Here is a 17,800-nt window from a genome sequence, read left to right on the forward strand (position 1 = left end):
CCGCCCGCCTGGCGCTCGGCCGTGGCGAGGCCGTGGCGTGGACCCGCACCGCCGGCTCCCGGGCCCTGGCCGTCACCGGCTGGGCGTCCCTCGCGCTGGGCGCCGCCGTCGCCGTGGCCGCCGGCTGGGTGTGGTCCCTGGCCTTCCTGATCAACGGCCTGATGTTCCTCGCCTTCCGCGCGCTGCGCGTCACCGTCGACCGGCACGGGCTGACCGCCGGCCTGCCCTGGCTGCCCCGGCCGCGCGTGCGGATACCGCTCGACCGCATCGAGGGGGCGAGCAGCCGCGACATCCGGGCCGTCGCGGACTTCGGCGGCTGGGGCTACCGCGCCCACCCCGGCCGCAGCGGCCTCGTCCTGCGCTCCGGCGAGGCCCTGGTCGCCCGGCTGACGACCGGCAGCGAGTTCGCGGTCACCGTCGATGACGCGGCCACCGCGGCCGCCCTGCTCAACGCGCTCGTCGACCGCGACCGCGCGGACCGGGGGCGCTGACGTGCTCCTCCGCCTCGAGCCGGGCTCCCCGTTGCCGCTGGGGGAGCAGATCGCCGCCGCGGTACGCGGCGCCATCGCCGACGGCTCGGTGCGCCCCGGCGAACGGCTGCCCGCCGCTCGCGCCCTGGCCGACTCCCTGAACGTCAACGTCCACACGGTCCTCCGCGGCTACCAGCGGCTGCGCGAGGAGGGGCTGATCGAGCTGCGCCGGGGGCGCGGTGCCGTGGTGACCGCCGGGGACGCCGCCCCGGGCCGGGCCCGCGTCGTCGAGGGCGTCCGCCGGCTGGTCGCGGAGGCCCGCGCCCTCGGCCTCTCCGACGAGGAGGTCCTGTCCCTGGTCAGGACGGGGCTGGCGGGGCGGTGAGACGGTCAGAACCCGGAGGTGTCCAATGCGAGGTCGAAGGGCTCGGGGAGGTGCAGGGGGGTGCCGAACGGACGCGGACCGTCCGACTTCGTGTAACCGAGTTCGCCGGGCTCGCCGAAGAGCGTGCAGGAACGCTCCTGACGGTCCACAAGGAGATACAGCGGGGCGCCGTACTCGGCGTATCGGCGGCGTTTGACGATCCGGTCGGTGTCGCCATTGGATTCGGAGGTGACTTCGACGATGAGGAGGGTCTGGTCGGGAAGGAGGGCCCCGGCGCCTTGTGCCACATCGCTCGGGACGACGGCCACATCCGGGATGTACCAGTTGGGCGTGCCGGGAAGGTCCAGGTCGCCGGAGCCCGAGATGCAGCCCAGTCTCCTCACGGCGGGATCGATCTGCCTGCGGATCGAATCGGCTGCGGATTCGTGGCCCCAGCTCGGCGACATCAATGAGATAACCCCCTCGACGATCTGCACTCGATCTCCCTCGATGTGCTGGATCGCGTACTTCAACGCGGTTTCTGGGTCGTTGGCTGCGTATGAGTGAGGTTGCGTGCTCATCGGTCCTCCCGCGGACATCGTGGCTGCAGCATGACGACTGCCCTGTGTCTACGGCAATCGACGCCCGTGCGGGACCTCCTCGCAGGCCGTTCACTCGCACAGGGGAACGACCGCCATGATTCTCAAGATCGACGGCCTTCGGAGGAGACCGCGGCACCGCACGTGACGTGGTCACCTGACGGGCGCGGGCCCCCGCCCCGGGCCGGAACGCGCGATTCCGACGCCCGTAGCGAACCGGGACATGCCCGCCTCCGGCACGAAGGCCGGCGCGGCCGTAACGGCGTGACCTGCCTCGACGCTCCGCCGTGGCGCGCCACCTCCCGACCCCGAATCCACGCACGGCCTATCAGGGCATGACCGCGACGCGGCGATGTACTAGAGTTATCTCGATATCGAGATATCTGCCGAGAGGCGTACCGCTGCCGCGCTAGTAAGGCATGCCTAAGTTAGGTCCACCTTAACGGATCGGCGTGGAGCTGTGACGGCAGGATGGCCGTGGTACGCGCGAATTCATGCATGAAGGAGACTGTCGTGTCGGCGAACAGCTTCGACGCCCGCAGCACGCTGCAGGTGGGCGACGAGTCGTACGAGATCTTCAAGCTGGACAAGGTCGAGGGCTCCGCCCGTCTGCCCTACAGCCTGAAGGTGCTGCTGGAGAACCTGCTCCGCACGGAGGACGGCGCGAACATCACCGCCGACCACATCCGGGCGCTGGGCAACTGGGACTCCCAGGCCCAGCCCAGCCAGGAGATCCAGTTCACGCCGGCCCGCGTGATCATGCAGGACTTCACCGGCGTGCCCTGCGTCGTGGACCTCGCCACCATGCGCGAGGCCGTCAAGGAGCTCGGCGGTGACCCGGCGAAGATCAACCCGCTGGCCCCGGCCGAGCTGGTCATCGACCACTCCGTCATCGCCGACAAGTTCGGCACGAAGGACGCCTTCGGCCAGAACGTCGAGCTGGAGTACGGCCGCAACAAGGAGCGCTACCAGTTCCTGCGCTGGGGCCAGACCGCCTTCGACGAGTTCAAGGTCGTCCCCCCGGGCACCGGCATCGTCCACCAGGTGAACATCGAGCACCTGGCCCGCACGGTCATGGTCCGGGGTGGCCAGGCGTACCCCGACACCCTCGTCGGCACCGACTCGCACACCACCATGGTCAACGGCCTCGGCGTGCTGGGCTGGGGCGTCGGCGGCATCGAGGCCGAGGCCGCGATGCTCGGCCAGCCGGTCTCGATGCTCATCCCGCGCGTCGTCGGCTTCAAGCTCACCGGCGAGCTCCCCGCCGGCACCACCGCCACCGACCTCGTCCTCACGATCACCGAGATGCTGCGCAAGCACGGCGTCGTCGGCAAGTTCGTCGAGTTCTACGGCGAGGGCGTCGCCGCCACCTCGCTGGCCAACCGCGCCACCATCGGCAACATGTCGCCGGAGTTCGGCTCCACCGCCGCGATGTTCCCGATCGACGGCGAGACCCTGAAGTACCTGCGCCTGACCGGCCGCTCCGAGCAGCAGGTCGCGCTCGTCGAGGCGTACGCCAAGGAGCAGGGCCTCTGGCTCGACCCGGCCGCCGAGCCCGACTTCTCCGAGAAGCTGGAGCTCGACCTCTCCACGGTCGTCCCCTCCATCGCCGGCCCGAAGCGCCCGCAGGACCGCATCGTCCTCGCGAACGCCGCCGCGCAGTTCGCGCAGGACGTCCGCAACTACGTCGACGACGTCGACGAGGCGGGCAAGGAGTCCTTCCCGGCCTCCGACGCCCCGGCCATCTCCAGCGGCGTTCCGTCGAAGCCGGTCACCGTGACCGCCCCCGACGGAACCACCTACGAGATCGACCACGGCGCCGTCACCGTCGCCGCGATCACCTCCTGCACCAACACCTCGAACCCCTACGTCATGGTCGCCGCCGCGCTCGTGGCCAAGAAGGCGGTCGAGAAGGGCCTGACCCGCAAGCCGTGGGTCAAGACCACCCTCGCCCCGGGCTCCAAGGTCGTCACCGACTACTTCGACAAGGCGGGCCTGACCCCGTACCTCGACAAGGTCGGCTTCAACCTCGTCGGCTACGGCTGCACCACCTGCATCGGCAACTCCGGCCCGCTGCCGGAGGAGGTCTCCAAGGCCGTCAACGACCACGACCTGGCCGTCACCTCGGTGCTCTCCGGCAACCGCAACTTCGAGGGCCGGATCAACCCCGACGTCAAAATGAACTACCTGGCGTCCCCGCCGCTGGTCGTCGCCTACGCCCTCGCCGGTTCCATGAAGGTGGACATCACCAAGGACGCCCTCGGTATCGACACCGACGGCAACCCGGTCTTCCTCAAGGACATCTGGCCCTCCGAGGCCGAGGTCAACGACGTCGTGGCCAACGCCATCGGCGAGGACATGTTCAACAAGTCCTACCAGGACGTCTTCGCGGGCGACGCCCAGTGGCAGGCGCTGCCGATCCCGACCGGCAACACCTTCGAGTGGGACCCGCAGTCCACCTACGTCCGCAAGCCCCCGTACTTCGAGGGCATGACGATGGAGACCACCCCGGTCTCCGACATCGCCGGCGCGCGCGTCCTCGCCAAGCTGGGCGACTCGGTCACCACCGACCACATCTCCCCGGCCGGTGCCATCAAGGCCGACACCCCGGCCGGCCAGTACCTCACCGAGCACGGTGTCGAGCGTCGTGACTTCAACAGCTACGGTTCCCGCCGCGGCAACCACGAGGTCATGATCCGCGGTACGTTCGCCAACATCCGCCTGCGCAACCAGATCGCGCCGGGCACCGAGGGCGGCTTCACCCGTGACTTCACGAGGGCCGCCGAAGGTGAAGGAGGGGCCCCCGTCTCCTTCATCTACGACGCCTCGCGCAACTACATCGAGCAGGGCATCCCGCTGGTCGTCCTGGCCGGCAAGGAGTACGGCTCCGGCTCGTCCCGCGACTGGGCCGCCAAGGGCACCGCGCTGCTCGGCGTCAAGGCCGTCATCGCCGAGTCCTACGAGCGCATCCACCGCTCGAACCTCATCGGCATGGGCGTCCTGCCGCTCCAGTTCCCCGAGGGCGCCTCGGCGGCCTCCCTGGGCCTGACCGGTGAGGAGACCTTCACCTTCACCGGCGTGACCGAGCTGAACGACGGCACCACGCCGCGCACGGTCAAGGTCACCACCGACACCGGTGTCGAGTTCGACGCGGTCGTCCGCATCGACACCCCCGGCGAGGCGGACTACTACCGCAACGGCGGCATCATGCAGTACGTGCTGCGCTCGCTGATCCGCAAGTAACCGGCAAGCGGTACGACACGCACGCGGTGAGGGCCGCACTCCGTTTCCACGGGGTGCGGCCCTTCCGCATGTGCGGGCGCACGTTCACCTCTGCACCCTCCCGGGGGCAGCTCCAACACGACCGGGTGATCAGGGGGTTGAGAATGTGTCGCCGGTTCCTCCCGTGGTTAGGCTCACGCCCGGGATGACGAGGTCACGGTGTCATCCCTCGAGGGAGGGAATGACGATGGGACCCGCCGTTACCTTCGGCGAGCTGGCCCGGCTTTCCGGTGAGGAGCTTCCCCGGCGGCTCGTGCTGTCGAGCGTGCTGACGGCGGGCGCCGACCCGGTATATCCGGCGCTGGTGAGAACGGAGAACGGATCGACCGTGGCCTACGCCTGCCAGTACCGGCAGAACGCGGACAGCCCCGCCCTTCTCGTCGCACTGGGACTGGCTCCCAGCTCTCCCGGTTACACCATGACCTGTATTCCGGCGGCCGTCTCCAACCACTGACCGCCGCGTTCCGCACGGAGAAAGACCAAGGACTCGCCCTCGTCGGCCATCCGCCGGGGGCGGACGCCCCGGCCTGCCCGCACGGCGGACCGGGTGGTGGACAACCGAGGAACCACAGAAGGGGAATGGAATGGACAACGCCATCAGCTTCGAGGAACTCGACACCGTCACGGGCGAGATGCTGCCCGAGCGCACCGTCATGGGCATCGTGGCCACCCCGCTCGCCCTCGCCGGCCCCGGCGGTGACGGTGGCTCCGGAGCGGGTGCCGGCAGCTCCAGCAGCAGCTCCGCCACGGCCTCGGGCGGCGGCGTCTTCGCCCCGGCCCCCAGCGATCACGGCACCACGGTCCTCTCGGCCTGCCAGTCCGTCGACCGGCCGGGAACCCCGGGCCTCCTGGGATCGCTGGGCCTGCCGTCCACGGCCCCGACCACCAGCGTGACCTGCACCCCTGCGGCCATCTCCAGCCACTGACCGGGTAGCACCTCGCCGTAAGCGCCCGGGGAAGGGCCAGGGGCCCATGGTCCTTCCCCGCCGCGCGCCCGACCCTTCGCACAGGCCACCCGCCCGTCACCCCACGGAGAGCGCCCATGTCACTGCCAGTCGCCCCGGACACCGGAGAAGCCGGGCAGGCGGGGGAGCCGACGAGGGAGCCCGCCCTGGTGGCCGGCACGGAACTGGTCGGCGAGTTCGAGGACTCCGGCTACCGCGAGCCGCCCCACCTCGTCTGCCGCCCCGACGGGCAGATCGTCCGGCTTCCGCCCCTGCTCTACGAGGTCGTCCGCGCGCTGGACGACCGGCATCCCGGGCGGTCAGGACGTCCCGGAAGCGAACCGGTCATGACGCGGATCGCCGAGCACCTCGGCCGGCAGACGGAACGGCACTTCGCCCCGGAGCACGTCGCCTTCCTCATCGACGAAAAACTCGCTCCGCTCGGCATCACCACCCATAGCGACGGCTCGCCCCCGCCCGCCACGCCGAAGAGCGATCCGTTCCTCGCCTTCCGGTTCCGGGTGGCCGTACTGCCGGAGCGGGCCACGTGGTTCCTCTCCGGACTGTTCGCCTGGCTGTTCCGCCCGCTGCTGGTCCTTCTCGGCTTGGGGGCGTTCGCGGCCGGCGAGGTATGGCTGTGGATGTCGCAGGACACCGGTGCGGCACTGCGCACCGTGCTCTCGTCCCCGGCCGGAGTGCTCCTCGTCGTCCTCCTGGCCGTCGTCTCCTGCGCGTTCCACGAACTGGGCCACGGCGCGGCATGCCGCTACGGAGGAGTGCGGCCAGGGGCGATGGGATGCGGCATCTATCTGGTGTGGCCCGCCTTCTACACCGACATCACCAATTCCTACCGGCTGGGCCGCGCGGGGCGTATCCGGGCCGATCTGGGCGGCGTGTATTTCAACGCGCTCTTCGTGCTGGGACTGCTGGCGCTGTACACGGCGACCGGCTCCCCGCTGCTGCTGGTGGCGATTCTCTCCGTCCACCTGGAAATGATCCAGCAGCTCATTCCCACCCTGCGGTTCGACGGCTACTACATCATCGCCGATCTGATCGGCATTCCCGATCTCTTCAAGTACATCGCGCCCATTCTCAAGCGGTACGTCCTCCGCCGCCCGCAGAGCGACCGGCTCCGGGCCCTCAAGCGATGGCCGCAGATCGTCGTCGCGGTATGGGTGATGTTCCTGGTGCCCGTGCTGCTGCTCCAGCTGGGCCTGGTGGTCGTGAACCTGCCCCACCTGCTCCGGACGGACTGGCAGACCGTCAGTCTGCTGGTGGAGAACGCCGGGACCTCCGGCAACCAGATCCTGGGCACGCTCTCGGCGTGCGTCCAGATCCTGCTGCTCGCCCTCCCGGTCGCCGGTCTGACGCTGGCGCTCGCGGGGCCCGTGCGCTCTCTCGCCCGAATGGCCCGTGGGGCGGTCACGCGCCGACGCGCGTGACCGCCCCACGGGAGAGACCTCAACGGGCTTGATTTCGGCTGGGCCACGGCCCGCAGCCGCCCGCTCGCATGATCCGCCGGACACCGCTCAGAACTGACGCCAGGTCAGAACAGCATGCGGAACTGGTTCCAGCCCGAGTTGCCGATCTTGACCTTGTAGTCGTACGGCTGGGACGCGTTGCCCGTGCCGCGGTAGAGCCACAGGGCGCCGTCGTTGTCGCGGGCGACGAGGTCGGCGCGGCCGTCCATGTCGACGTCACCGGTGCCGACCAGCTTGTTGAACTGGTTCCAGCCGCCGCCGACGCGCTGCCTGGCCTCGAACGGCTTGGTGTAGTCGCCGGTGCCCTTGTAGAGCCACAGCACGCCGTCCTTGTCGCGGGCGACGATGTCGGTCTTCCCGTCACCGGTCAGGTCACCGCGGCCGGCGATCTCGGTGAACTGGCCCCAGCCCGGTCCGACCTTCTTGCGACCCGTCAGGGTGCCGTCGGAGTAGGCCAGGTAGAGCCACAGGACACCCTCGCGGTCACGGACCAGGATGTCGGCCTCACCGCCGCCGCCGAGGTTGCCCGGGGACATGAACTGGTCGTACTGGCCCCAGTCGTCCGCGACGACGTTCGCGCTGTCCTCGGTGGCATACACGACGTTCTGCGCGGCGTCACGGATGTAGAGGCTCTCGGAGACGCCGTCGCGGTTGTGGTCGACCCGCGCCGCGGCGTTGATCTTCTCCCAGCCGTTGGTGACGTACTCGCGGGGGGTGATGCCGCCCTTGCCGTCGGGCCAGTAGAAGTACAGCTCGTTGGAGTCGGCGTTGTTCACGGCGCTCAGCGGGAAGAACGGGGCCTCGGCGGTCGGGCCGTCGGCCTTGACGCCCTTGCGCGGGGCGGCCAGGCGCGGGGCGGCCTGGGGGGCCTGCGCACCGGACTTCGGGTAGTCGCCGGACTTGGCCTCGCCGCGCAGCGCCTCGGAGCGGTGCTTGGCGGAGGTGTCGGCGGACAGCTTGGCCGACCGCTTCGCCGTCGAGGCGGCGGGGGACGGCGCGTGGCCGTCGGCCAGGGCCTGTCCCGCGGTGGTGCCGACCAGGGCGGTGGCTATGGCTGCGGTCGCGAGACGGCGCAGGGCACGTCCGCGCGTACGGCCGGAAAGGTGAGCCACGTGGGTCTCCATGAAGTCAAGAGTGAAGAGTGGCGCGCCCGGCCGGGCGCGCCACTGGATCCCCGTGATCGTTTCACAATTTCTTTACGTGTCAATCACTTTATGGCGATCTCGGCCCCAATAGTTCGATCTCGGCGAGCGCGCTCTCCCCGCTCGTCGATTCCAGCCGGTAATGGCGGTACGCGCCGGGGGCGCGGGCCGCGAACACCCGGGTCTGCCGGTCCCAGGCGAAGGATTCGCCCGCGCGCCGGTCGACCTCCGTCCACGTCCTGCCGTCGGCCGACCCCTTCAGGACCCAGCCTCCGGGAGCCTTGGCCCGCTCGGACGAGGTGAGGGTGTAGGAGGTCACCTTGGCGCCCGAGGGCACCTCCAGCGGGACGTCGGTGAAGGAGGCGGAGGTGACCGAGGTGTCGTCGGTCAGCGGCGAGGAACCGGGCGCCGTCACGTCACCGTTCGGGACGGGCATTTTGTCGCCCCCGGTGAGCGAGGTCGGGCCGGCGTCCGTACCGCTGCCCCAGGCCGACGGACGGGCCCCCATGGTGAACTCCAGGGTGCCGCCGTTGGCCACCTCGGAGTGCGGCAGCACGGTGGAGGTCCACCGCTTGCCGTTGACCCGCAGGCCCTGCACGTAGACGTTGCGGGCGCTGTTGCGCGGCGCCTTGACCACCAGGTCGCGGCCGTTCTCCAGATGGACGGTGGCCTCGGTGAACAGCGGTGAGCCGATCGCGTACTCCCCGCCGCCCATCACCAGCGGGTAGAACCCGAGGGCGCTGAAGAGGTACCAGGCCGACATCTCGCCGTTGTCCTCGTCGCCCGGGTAGCCCTGGCCGATCTCGCTGCCGAGGTAGAGGCGGGACATCACCTCACGGACCTTCGCCTGGGTCTTCCAGGGCGCGCCGGCGGCGTCGTACATGTACGGGATGTGGTGCGAGACCTGGTTGCTGTGGCCGTACATCCCCATGCGGACGTCGCGGGCCTCGGTCATTTCGTGGATGGTCCCGCCGTACGAGCCGGCGAACTCCGGCGCGCCCGTCTCCGGGGTGCTGAAGAACGTGTCGAGCTTCTTCGCCAGGGCGGCGCGGCCGCCGTAGAGGTTGGCCAGGCCCCGGGTGTCCTGCGGGGCGTGGAAGGCGAAGTTCCAGCCGTTGGTCTCGGTGTAGTCGTGGCCCCACACGCGCGGGTCGTACTGCTGGGGCGCAAGCCGCCAGGCGCCGTCGGTGTCCTTGCCCTGGAAGAACCCGATCCGCCGGTCGAAGAGCTTGGCGTAGTTGCGGGCCCGGTTCAGGAAGTAGTCGGACTCCTCCTGATAGCGCGCCTTGTGGGTCTTGGCGTACAGGGCCTTGCCCATCCGGGCGAGGCCGAAGTCGTTGAGGTAGCCCTCCAGGGCCCAGGACATGCCCTCGCGCGTCTTCGTGCTCGTATAGCCCAGGAAGACGGCGGTCTCCATGCCCTTGCGGCCGACGCCTGGATTGGTGGGGGCCACGGTGGCGTTCTTCAGCGCCGCCTCGTACGCGGCCTCGGCGTCGAAGTCGACGCCCTTGGCGTAGGCGTCCGCGAAGGCGACGTCCGAGCTGGTCCCGGTCATCAGGTCGGCGTAGCCGGGGGAGGACCAGCGGGAGATCCAGCCGCCGTCCTTGTACTGCTGGACGAAGCCGTCGACGAGCTTCCCCGCGCTCTTGGGGGAGAGGAGGGAGTAGGCCGGCCAGGTGGTGCGGTAGGTGTCCCAGAAGCCGTTGTTGACGTAGACCTCGCCGTCGACGATCTTCGCGCCGGTGCGGGTGGGCGTGGCCTCGCCCACGGGCGGCGAGAAGGGGCTGGCGTAGCGGCTCAGCGGGCGGGACGTGGTGCCGGTGTTCTCGAAACCGGAGTTGGGATAGAGGTAGAGGCGGTAGAGGCTGGAGTAGAGCGTGGTGAGCTGGTCCCGGCTCGCGCCCTTCACCTCGACGCGGCCCAGGACGCGGTCCCAGGCGGCGCGGGCACGGTCGTGGACGGTGGCGAAGGACGTGCCGTCGGGGATCTCCTGCGCGAGGTTGGCCTTCGCCTGGTCGATGCCCATGAGCGAGGTCGCGATGCGCAGGGTGACCGTACGGTCCCGGCCCGGGGCGAAGCGCAGATAGCCGGTGACGCCGTCCTCCCCGCCCCCCGCGTCGCCCTTGAGCTTGCCGCTCGCGGTGACCGGCGCGTCGAAGACCCCGTAGACGAAGAGCCGGCCGGCCCCGACGGACAGGCCGCTCCTGACGTCGGACCAGCCGGTGAACACGCCGTGCCCGGGGTCGAGCGTCAGACCGCCCTCGTTCCTGACGTTGTCAAGAATGACGCTGGCGTTCTCACCCGGAAAGGTGAATCGCATCATCGCGGCGTGGTCACTGGGGACGATCTCGGTCTTGAGGCCGTTGTCGAAGGTGACGCCGTAATGGTGCGGCTTCGCGGTCTCGTTGGCGTGATGGAAGGGGAGGGCACGGGCGGCGCGTCCGGCGGCGGGGGTGCCGCCGGCGACCGAGGGCATGACCTGGAAGGTCTGCCGGTCGCCCATCCAGGGGCTCGGCTCGTGGCTGGCGCTGAACGCCTGGAGGGTGGGGAGATTGTCGGCGTTGTTGGCGGCGGCGTACTGGTAGAGCCAGTCCGCCGAGCCCGCCTTGGTCACGGGGGTCCAGAAATTGAAGCCATGGGGGACGGCGGTGGCGGGAAAGGTGTTGCCGCGCGAGAAGAGCGAGCTGGAATGCGTGCCGCGCGTGGTGAGGGCGTAGTCCGCCGGGTGGGCCGACGCGCTCTCCGCGGGGGCGGGCGCGAGGGAGACGTCGTCGACCCAGCCGCGGAACCGCGCCGGGCCGGACGGGGCGTCGTAGGCGACGAGCACCCGGTCGACGGTCCGGCCCGCCGCGACGGCCCCGATGCGCGACTCCTTGTTGTTCCACTGGTTGACGTAGAGGGTCTTGGACTCGGCCTGGCCTTGTGGGGTGAGCCCTGCTCCGTGCTGGTCGACGGCGCCGAGCTCGCTCAGATAGGTGCCGTCGGTGAAGGCGAGGTCCACGGCGACGCGGGTGGCGGGGTAGCGCGCGTCCACCTCCGGCATCGAGGGAAAGATCTTGTAGGACAGCAGGGTTTTCCTGGTGACCTTGACATTCACATCAAAAATCTTGTTGTACGAATAGGCGCGGCCGGTGGCCTGGTGGACGCCTCCGTAGCGCAGGGCGTGCGTGCCGGTGAAGCCCGCGTGAGCCTTGGCGGTGGGGGAGCCGGCCGGGCCCCGGTCGACGTGGCTGCGCATGTCGGAGGGCGGGGGAGTGCCGGTGTCCGCCGTCGCCAGCTGCAGCTCGGCCAGCTGGGTGAGGCCCTCGCCGCCGTTGCGGGCTATGTCGAGGCGGTAGTGGCGGTAGGCGGTGGGGTTGGTGAAGGAGAACTCCCGCGTCTGGAGCCGCTTCTCGAAGGTCTCGTCCTTGCGGCTGTCCAGGGCCGTCCAGGTCCGGCCGTCGGCGGAGCCCTGGAGCGTCCAGTCCCGGGGGTCGCGGCCGGGTGCGTCATTGGCGGACGTCAGCGCGTAGCGCACGGCCTTGGCCGGTTCGGAGAGCTCGAACTCCAGCCAGGCCGCCTTCTCGAAATCGAGCCATTTGGTGGTGGGCTCGCCGTCGGCGAGATTCTCCTTGCCTTCATTCCCCTCCGCGTTCTCACCGCTCGCCCGGACGGCGAGCACCCGGTCGGAGACATTGCCGGGGATGCCTCTGATGTCCTGGCCGTCGACCCCGGCGGACCGCTTGCGGCCGGAGCGGTCCCTCTCGACGGTGTCGCGCCAGTCGGGCTGCGGCTGTCCCGCCTCGAAGGAGGAGGCGAACCGCTCGACGGGAGCCTTGGCCCGCACCGTCGCGGCGGCCACGGCCGGGGACCCCTGGGCCGTCTGAGTGACCGTCACCAGCGCGCCCGCCACGAGGAGTGCCAGAGGGCGGGTGAGGTGACGTCGGCGGTGTCGGGGCGTCCATCGCTGTCTCTGCCGCATCCCATGCCTCTCAACGAAACTGACAACGTTGTCACCTGCGTCGCGCAGAGATAAGTAGGGCGTGAGACGTCAGTGGTGTCAAGAGTCGCGATATTGGTGTCGTCGCGCGGGAGCCGTATGTTGGGGAGGTATCGACTGAGGTACCGACCGAGGTGCCGGCTGAGGTATCGACTCGGGAACGACTGGCGGTCAAAGGCGCACCCGATCTTGCCCAGTTGGTGAGAAGTGGACTATACCTGTCGGCGTCCGGGGTGACCGCAGGTCGCCGCGGCGGATCCGGGGGGAGGGCGGCGGCTCGTCACGCCGTCGCGGGCATCACCGATCCCGGCGCACACCCAGCACACCAAGCTTCAACTGACCTGCGGTGTCGGGCCCTTCGTCGATGGCCAGTTCGCAAGGGGAGACCGCCACACCGCCTGAGTCCTGGAGAAGGCGAGGACTTGAGCATGGGATCCACCCCGGAATTCAGCCGGCGCGACCTGATCAAGCAGGCCGCCGCGATCGGCCTGATCGCGGTGCCGACGATGAGCGTGCTGAGCGCGTGCGCGAGCAGCGACAGCGGCGGTGACAACAAGGTCGACAAGGGTGAGAAGAGCGCCAAGAACCCTTTGGCGGTCAATGAGTCGGCGGCGCTCGACGTCGTCATCTTCGACGGCGGCTTCGGCCAGCAGTACGCCAAGGACGCGGAGGCCGCGTACGCCTCGGCGTACCCCAAGGCCAAGGTCAAGCACGCCGCCACCCAGGACATCCAGAGCCAGCTCCAGCCCCGCTTCAACGGCGGCACCCCGCCCGACCTGATCGACAACTCCGGTGCCAAGCAAATGGACATGGGCACCCTCGTCGGCAAGAAGCAGCTGACCGACCTCAACGCCCTGCTCGACGCGCCCTCCATCGACGACCCGGCCAAGAAGGTCCGCGACACCCTGCGTCCGGGCGTCGTGGAGATGGGTCACTTCGACGGCGAGGAGACGTGGATCCTCTACTACGCCTATACCGTCTACGGCGTCTGGTACTCGCGCACCAATCTGGAGAAGCTGGACGCGCAGTACCCGCAGACCTGGGACGAGATGCTCGCCCTCTGCGAGAAGGCGAAGAAGAAGGGCATCGCCGGCTGGACGTACCCGGGCAAGTTCCCGTACTACCTGCCGTTCAGCCTCTACCCCTTCATCGCCAAGATCGGGGGCAGGGAGGTCCTGGAGCGGATCGACAATCTGGAGCCCGGCGCCTGGAAGGACCCGGCCGTCAAGGCCGCCTTCGAGGCGTACTACGAGCTCTACAAGAAGGGCTACATCCTCCGGGGTACCCCGGGCCTGACCCACATCGAATCGCAGACCGCGTGGAACCAGGGCAAGGCGCTCTTCATCCCCAATGGCTCATGGGTGGAGAACGAGTCGAAGAGGACGACGCCCGCGGACTTCAAGATGGCGGTCGGCGCGCCCTCCAGCCTCGACGCCAAGAGCGACAAGATGCCCTACGGCACCATCTGGGCATCCGGCGGCGAGCCCTTCATCGTGCCCAAGGCGGCCAGGAATCCGCAGGGCGGCATGGAGTTGCTCCGCATCATGCTGGGCAAGAAGTCCTCGCAGAACTTCATCAAGCAGGTCTCCTCGCTCACCTCCCTCAACGGCGGCACCGAAGGACTGACCTTGCCGCCGGGCCTGTCCTCCTCCCAGGAGGCGCTCACCAAGGCCGGGGCCAACGTGGTCAATCCGCGGATCCAGGACTGGTACGTGGCCCTGCAGAAGGAGAAGATCGGCGTCGCCGCGATCGGCGAGATGATGGCCGGCCGGATGACCCCGGACGAGGCCATCACGAAGATCCAGAAATTCTCCGACCAGACCCGCGAGGACAGCTCGGTCAAGAAGTACAAGCACAAGTGAGCCCGCGTCACCAGCGGCGTCACCCGTGGCGGCAGATCGGGGTCGGTGGAAATGCAGCACGGTAAGTACCGGTTCATCGCGGGGTTCCTGGTCCTGCCCCTGGCGATCTACGGCATCTTCGTCATCTCGCCCTTCGTGCAGGCCATCTACTACTCCTTCACCGACTGGACCGGACTGAGCTCCGACTTCTCGATGGTCGGGTTCGACAACTACCGGAAGATGCTGAAGGACGACATCTTCTGGGAGTCCCTGGGCCACAACGTCCTGCTGCTTCTGGTGCTGCCCCTGGTGACGCTGGGGCTCGGCCTCTTCTTCGCCTTCATGCTCAATGTCGGCGGCCGCCGCCGGAAGAACGCGGCGGTCGCCGGCGTGCGCGGCTCGGGTCTGTACAAGGTCGTCTACTTCTTCCCGCAGGTCCTGTCCATCGCCATCGTCGCCCTGCTCTTCCAGTTCGCCTACAACCCCAACAGCGGCGCGCTGAACTCCTTCCTGGACGCGATCGGCGTCTCCGCGCGGCCCGAATGGCTCGGTGATCCGAAGCTCGCGCTGTGGTGCGTGATGGCGGTGATGGTGTGGAGCAATGTCGGCTTCTATGTGGTGCTCTTCTCCGCCGGCATGAGCTCCATTCCCCGGGACTTCTACGAGGCGGCGCTGCTGGACGGCGCCAACCGCATCCAGACCTTCTTCCGGATCACCCTGCCGCTGCTGTGGGACACCGTCCAGACCGGCTGGGTCTACATGGGCATCATGGCCCTCGACGGATTCGCCGTCGTCCAGATCATGACCGTGGGCCCCGGCGGACCGGACTACTCCACCGAGGTGCTCGCCTACTTCCTCTACACCAAGGCGTTCCGCGACGGACAGGCCGGCTACGCGACCACGCTGGGGGTCGCGCTGCTCATCGTCACCATGATCTTCGCGGGCGTCGTGATGAAGCTCGGCCGCCGCGAACGGCTGGAGTTCTGATGCCCGTGCCCCGGCGTACCGCCCTTGCCGACACCGTCCCGACCGCCCTGGGGGTAGCACCGTGACCGCGCAGGAAGAGCCCGCGAACCGCCCCGTCGTCGATTCCCCCAAGGGCCGGCTCGGCAGCGAGGGCAGGATCCTCAACGTCTTCTCGCACGGCGTGCTGATCCTATGGGGCCTGATGGTCACGCTGCCGCTGCTGTGGGCGGTGATGAGCTCCTTCAAGGACGACAAGGCCATCTTCACCTCGCCCTGGGCCCTGCCGACGAGCCTGCACCCGGAGAACTGGTCGCGCGCCTGGTCCCAGGCCCACATGAGCGAGTACTTCCTCAACTCGGTGGTTGTGGTGGCGGGTTCCCTGTTCGGCACGATGCTGCTGGGCTCGATGGCGGCCTACGTGCTCGCCCGGTTCGAATTCCCCGGAAACCGGTTCATCTACTTCCTGTTCGTGGGCGGGATGAGCTTCCCGGTGATCCTCGCGCTGGTTCCCCTGTTCTTCGTCATGAAGAACATGCAGCTGCTGGACACCTACCACGGTCTGATCCTGGTCTACGTGGCCTATTCGCTGCCGTTCACGATCTTCTTCCTGAGCGGCTTCTTCCGCACGCTTCCGACCTCGGTCGCCGAGGCCGCCCTCATCGACGGCGCCTCGCACACCCGGACCTTCTTCCAGGTCATGCTGCCGATGGCCAAACCGGGACTGATCAGCGTCGGCATCTTCAACTTCCTCGGCCAGTGGAACCAGTACCTGCTGCCGGCGGTACTCAACGTCGGCGACGAGGAAAAGAAGCTCTTGCCGCAGGGGCTGGTGGCCCTGGCCGTAAGCCAGGGCTACAAGGGCGACTGGTCGGGCCTCTTCGCGGGCCTGGTCATCGCGATGCTGCCGGTGCTGGCGGCGTACATCGTCTTCCAGCGACAGGTGCAGGCGGGGCTTACGGCGGGGGCGCTGAAGTAGGGACGAGGCGCGCGTGCCTCGCTCCTCGCGACGAGCTGCTCGACCGCGGTGAGGGGCGTCCCGCGCCTCACCGTCGGCCGCGGTGAGGGGCGTCCCGCGCCTCACCGTCGGCCGCGGTCCGTTCATGTGGGCGGTCAGGTCATGGCCGGCTGGCTTTTCTTCCGGCTGCGGGTCAGCAGCTTCACACCGGGCTTCTCCACGTACTCGTGCACGAGCACCGCGCCGACGAGGGACACCGCCAGGAACAGGCCCAGGTGCAGGGTCAGGGGAATCTTGAGGTGGTGGGTCTTCAGGAAATGGTCGACGCTGAAGATGACGATCTCGTGCACCAGGTAGAAGGCGAACGAGACCTCACCCAGGTACACGTTGATCCGGTCCCTGAAAGGAGAGGGCTCTCCTCGTACGTCGGCGCGCGCGGCCGCGGCGATGGTCAGCGTAAACGGGATGACGGTGTCGGCGGCCCAGTGGAAGTCGAAGGGCATGACGTGGGTCGGCCCGAGAACGACCAGGACTGCCAGCGCGAGGCTGGCAGTCAGGCCGGGTCCGCGCCAGGCGCCGTTCTTCACCAGCAGTGCGACGGCGATACCGATCACGAATTCCATCAGCCGCGTGGGCGGGAAGACGTAGAGCAGGAACTTCGGGTCCAGGTCGGCGGCCCGCTCGATGGACTTCATGTACAGCGGGGCCAGGGCGACGCCCAGGTTGCCCACGACCACCGTCGCCCACAGGCCGCGGTTGGAGAATCGCCGGACAAGCTTGATCACGAAGGGGAAGGACAGATAGAAGAGGAACTCGCAGCTCAGCGACCAGGAGACACCGTTGTAGCCGAACCACCAGTCCTTCCGGTTGGGAACCCAGGACTGGAGCAGACCCAGGTTCGCCAGCGCGATACGAGGGTCGAGTTCCTTGCCCATCCAGACCATCGTCAGCACGGCGACGCAAAAGGTCACCAGATGGCTCGGGTAGATACGGGCGAAGCGGCGGCGCCAGAATCCGGTGACGGTGTCGCGGGGTCGCGCCGACCAGGCGAGCACGAATCCGGAGAGGATGAAGAAGAAGGACACCGCCGAGGGGCCGGCGTAGACGATTTCCTTCAGCCTGAAGACGTGTAGCGAGGTGCCGGTGGATGCCTCCTCGTAGGCGAAGTGAAAGCAGGCGACGAGAAGCGCCGCGTACCACCGCAGGCCGGTGAGCGAGTCCAGGCGCACCCGTGAGGTGGGGGGCTTGCCGGACGGCTTGATGGTGGAGGTGGCGGTTATCAGACTCACTGTCAGCTATCCCAGGTGACGAGCAGGCGAAAACCCGTGACGTCGGTTGCGTCGCAGGGCCTTGCGAGGGCGTGGTGCGGGCCCCGGAGACGCGATCTCCAGGGCCCGCGGAAACGCCTGTGTTCCGCCCGGTATGCCTGGGCGGAGCGAAACGTGTGCAGCGTATGGCCGAATCAGCCCTAAACGGGCATCGGCTGCGGAACGAATAGGCATGAAGTGCTCATCTTATAGGCTAAGTGGTCACTGCACGAGACATTCCAGTCACTGGTTTTCCGAAGGCCACCCGTCATGGCTCACGCCGGCCTGGAGCAGTGGTATCCGGTCGTCGGAGCTCCCTGTGACACAGGCCACTGGGGCTCCACCGCTCCAGGCTCCCTAGATGCGTACCTTGTGCCCTGGTTCGCCGACGCCGATGGCGAAGGTTCCCTGGTCGGCCCAGCCACCATTGTTGATCCAGGCATTGATCACGCCGTCGTCGTGGAGGACGA

Annotated in this window: 12 protein-coding genes and 1 pseudogene; 9 read left to right on the forward strand and 4 right to left on the reverse strand. The window is 68.5% G+C overall.

Annotated features, from left to right (window positions below):
* Both J7E86_RS29955 and J7E86_RS29960 read left to right on the forward strand, forming a co-directional pair.
* Window positions 1-491: pseudogene (locus J7E86_RS29955) on the forward strand (DUF1648 domain-containing protein); the annotation flags it as partial.
* A gap of 1 nt (window position 492) precedes the next feature.
* Window positions 493-855 (forward strand): GntR family transcriptional regulator, encoded by a 363-nt coding sequence (locus J7E86_RS29960; protein WP_215085958.1) that lies wholly within the window; start codon window positions 493-495, stop codon window positions 853-855.
* A gap of 5 nt (window positions 856-860) precedes the next feature.
* On the opposite strand, the gene J7E86_RS29965 is transcribed toward J7E86_RS29960, so the two are convergent.
* Window positions 861-1,415, reverse strand: a complete 555-nt coding sequence (locus J7E86_RS29965) for a Uma2 family endonuclease (RefSeq protein ID WP_215085959.1) — start codon at window positions 1,413-1,415, stop codon at window positions 861-863.
* Between the two features lie 531 nt (window positions 1,416-1,946).
* On the opposite strand from J7E86_RS29965, the gene acnA reads away from it, so the two are divergent.
* The 4 genes from acnA (at window position 1,947) to J7E86_RS29985 (ending at window position 7,101) form a co-directional block, all read left to right on the forward strand.
* Window positions 1,947-4,676, forward strand: coding sequence for an aconitate hydratase AcnA (gene acnA, locus J7E86_RS29970; RefSeq protein WP_308312781.1), 2,730 nt, complete (start codon window positions 1,947-1,949; stop codon window positions 4,674-4,676).
* Between the two features lie 226 nt (window positions 4,677-4,902).
* On the forward strand, window positions 4,903-5,169 hold the full coding sequence (locus J7E86_RS29975; protein WP_215085961.1) for a hypothetical protein: 267 nt from the start codon (window positions 4,903-4,905) through the stop codon (window positions 5,167-5,169).
* Between the two features lie 130 nt (window positions 5,170-5,299).
* Window positions 5,300-5,641, forward strand: a complete 342-nt coding sequence (locus J7E86_RS29980; protein ID WP_215085962.1) for a hypothetical protein — start codon at window positions 5,300-5,302, stop codon at window positions 5,639-5,641.
* A 116-nt stretch (window positions 5,642-5,757) separates the two neighbouring features.
* A complete protein-coding gene (locus J7E86_RS29985) occupies window positions 5,758-7,101 on the forward strand; it encodes a hypothetical protein (RefSeq protein WP_215085963.1) in 1,344 nt (447 codons plus the stop codon).
* A 104-nt stretch (window positions 7,102-7,205) separates the two neighbouring features.
* Here the strand turns inward: J7E86_RS29985 and J7E86_RS29990 are convergent, their stop codons facing one another.
* Both J7E86_RS29990 and J7E86_RS29995 read right to left on the reverse strand, forming a co-directional pair.
* The gene (locus J7E86_RS29990; RefSeq protein ID WP_215085964.1) at window positions 7,206-8,252 is read right to left on the reverse strand and encodes a VCBS repeat-containing protein; all 1,047 of its coding nucleotides are present in this window, start codon (window positions 8,250-8,252) and stop codon (window positions 7,206-7,208) included.
* A 100-nt stretch (window positions 8,253-8,352) separates the two neighbouring features.
* Window positions 8,353-12,243, reverse strand: coding sequence for a GH92 family glycosyl hydrolase (locus J7E86_RS29995; protein WP_215085965.1), 3,891 nt, complete (start codon window positions 12,241-12,243; stop codon window positions 8,353-8,355).
* A gap of 446 nt (window positions 12,244-12,689) precedes the next feature.
* Here J7E86_RS29995 and ngcE point away from each other — a divergent pair, with 446 nt between their 5' ends.
* The 3 genes from ngcE to J7E86_RS30010 all read left to right on the forward strand — a co-directional run bounded on the left by ngcE (window position 12,690) and on the right by J7E86_RS30010 (window position 16,044).
* Window positions 12,690-14,123, forward strand: a complete 1,434-nt coding sequence (gene ngcE / locus J7E86_RS30000; protein ID WP_215085966.1) for an N-acetylglucosamine/diacetylchitobiose ABC transporter substrate-binding protein — start codon at window positions 12,690-12,692, stop codon at window positions 14,121-14,123.
* Between the two features lie 51 nt (window positions 14,124-14,174).
* A complete protein-coding gene (locus J7E86_RS30005; RefSeq protein WP_215085967.1) occupies window positions 14,175-15,089 on the forward strand; it encodes a carbohydrate ABC transporter permease in 915 nt (304 codons plus the stop codon).
* Window positions 15,090-15,150: 61 nt separating this feature from the next.
* Window positions 15,151-16,044, forward strand: coding sequence for a carbohydrate ABC transporter permease (locus tag J7E86_RS30010; RefSeq protein ID WP_215085968.1), 894 nt, complete (start codon window positions 15,151-15,153; stop codon window positions 16,042-16,044).
* A gap of 134 nt (window positions 16,045-16,178) precedes the next feature.
* Here J7E86_RS30010 and J7E86_RS30015 read toward each other — a convergent pair whose 3' ends face one another.
* Window positions 16,179-17,312 carry an acyltransferase gene (locus J7E86_RS30015; protein WP_215085969.1) on the reverse strand — a complete coding sequence of 378 codons (1,134 nt, stop codon included), beginning with the start codon at window positions 17,310-17,312 and terminating at the stop codon, window positions 16,179-16,181.
* Window positions 17,313-17,800 lie beyond the last annotated feature (488 nt).

The organism is Streptomyces sp. ISL-11, assembly GCF_018614525.1.
Classification (GTDB): Bacteria; Actinomycetota; Actinomycetes; order Streptomycetales; family Streptomycetaceae; genus Streptomyces.

What these genes read in the sequence shown, in the direction of transcription:
- J7E86_RS29995 (WP_215085965.1), bottom strand. Translation starts at nt 12,243, where the DNA reads ATGCGGCAGAGACAGCGATGGACGCCCCGACACCGCCGACGTCACCTC.
- J7E86_RS30005 (WP_215085967.1), top strand. Translation starts at nt 14,175, where the DNA reads ATGCAGCACGGTAAGTACCGGTTCATCGCGGGGTTCCTGGTCCTGCCC.
- J7E86_RS29980 (WP_215085962.1), top strand. Translation starts at nt 5,300, where the DNA reads ATGGACAACGCCATCAGCTTCGAGGAACTCGACACCGTCACGGGCGAG.
- J7E86_RS29975 (WP_215085961.1), top strand. Translation starts at nt 4,903, where the DNA reads ATGGGACCCGCCGTTACCTTCGGCGAGCTGGCCCGGCTTTCCGGTGAG.
- J7E86_RS29965 (WP_215085959.1), bottom strand. Translation starts at nt 1,415, where the DNA reads ATGAGCACGCAACCTCACTCATACGCAGCCAACGACCCAGAAACCGCG.
- J7E86_RS29985 (WP_215085963.1), top strand. Translation starts at nt 5,758, where the DNA reads ATGTCACTGCCAGTCGCCCCGGACACCGGAGAAGCCGGGCAGGCGGGG.
- ngcE (WP_215085966.1), top strand. Translation starts at nt 12,690, where the DNA reads ATGGGATCCACCCCGGAATTCAGCCGGCGCGACCTGATCAAGCAGGCC.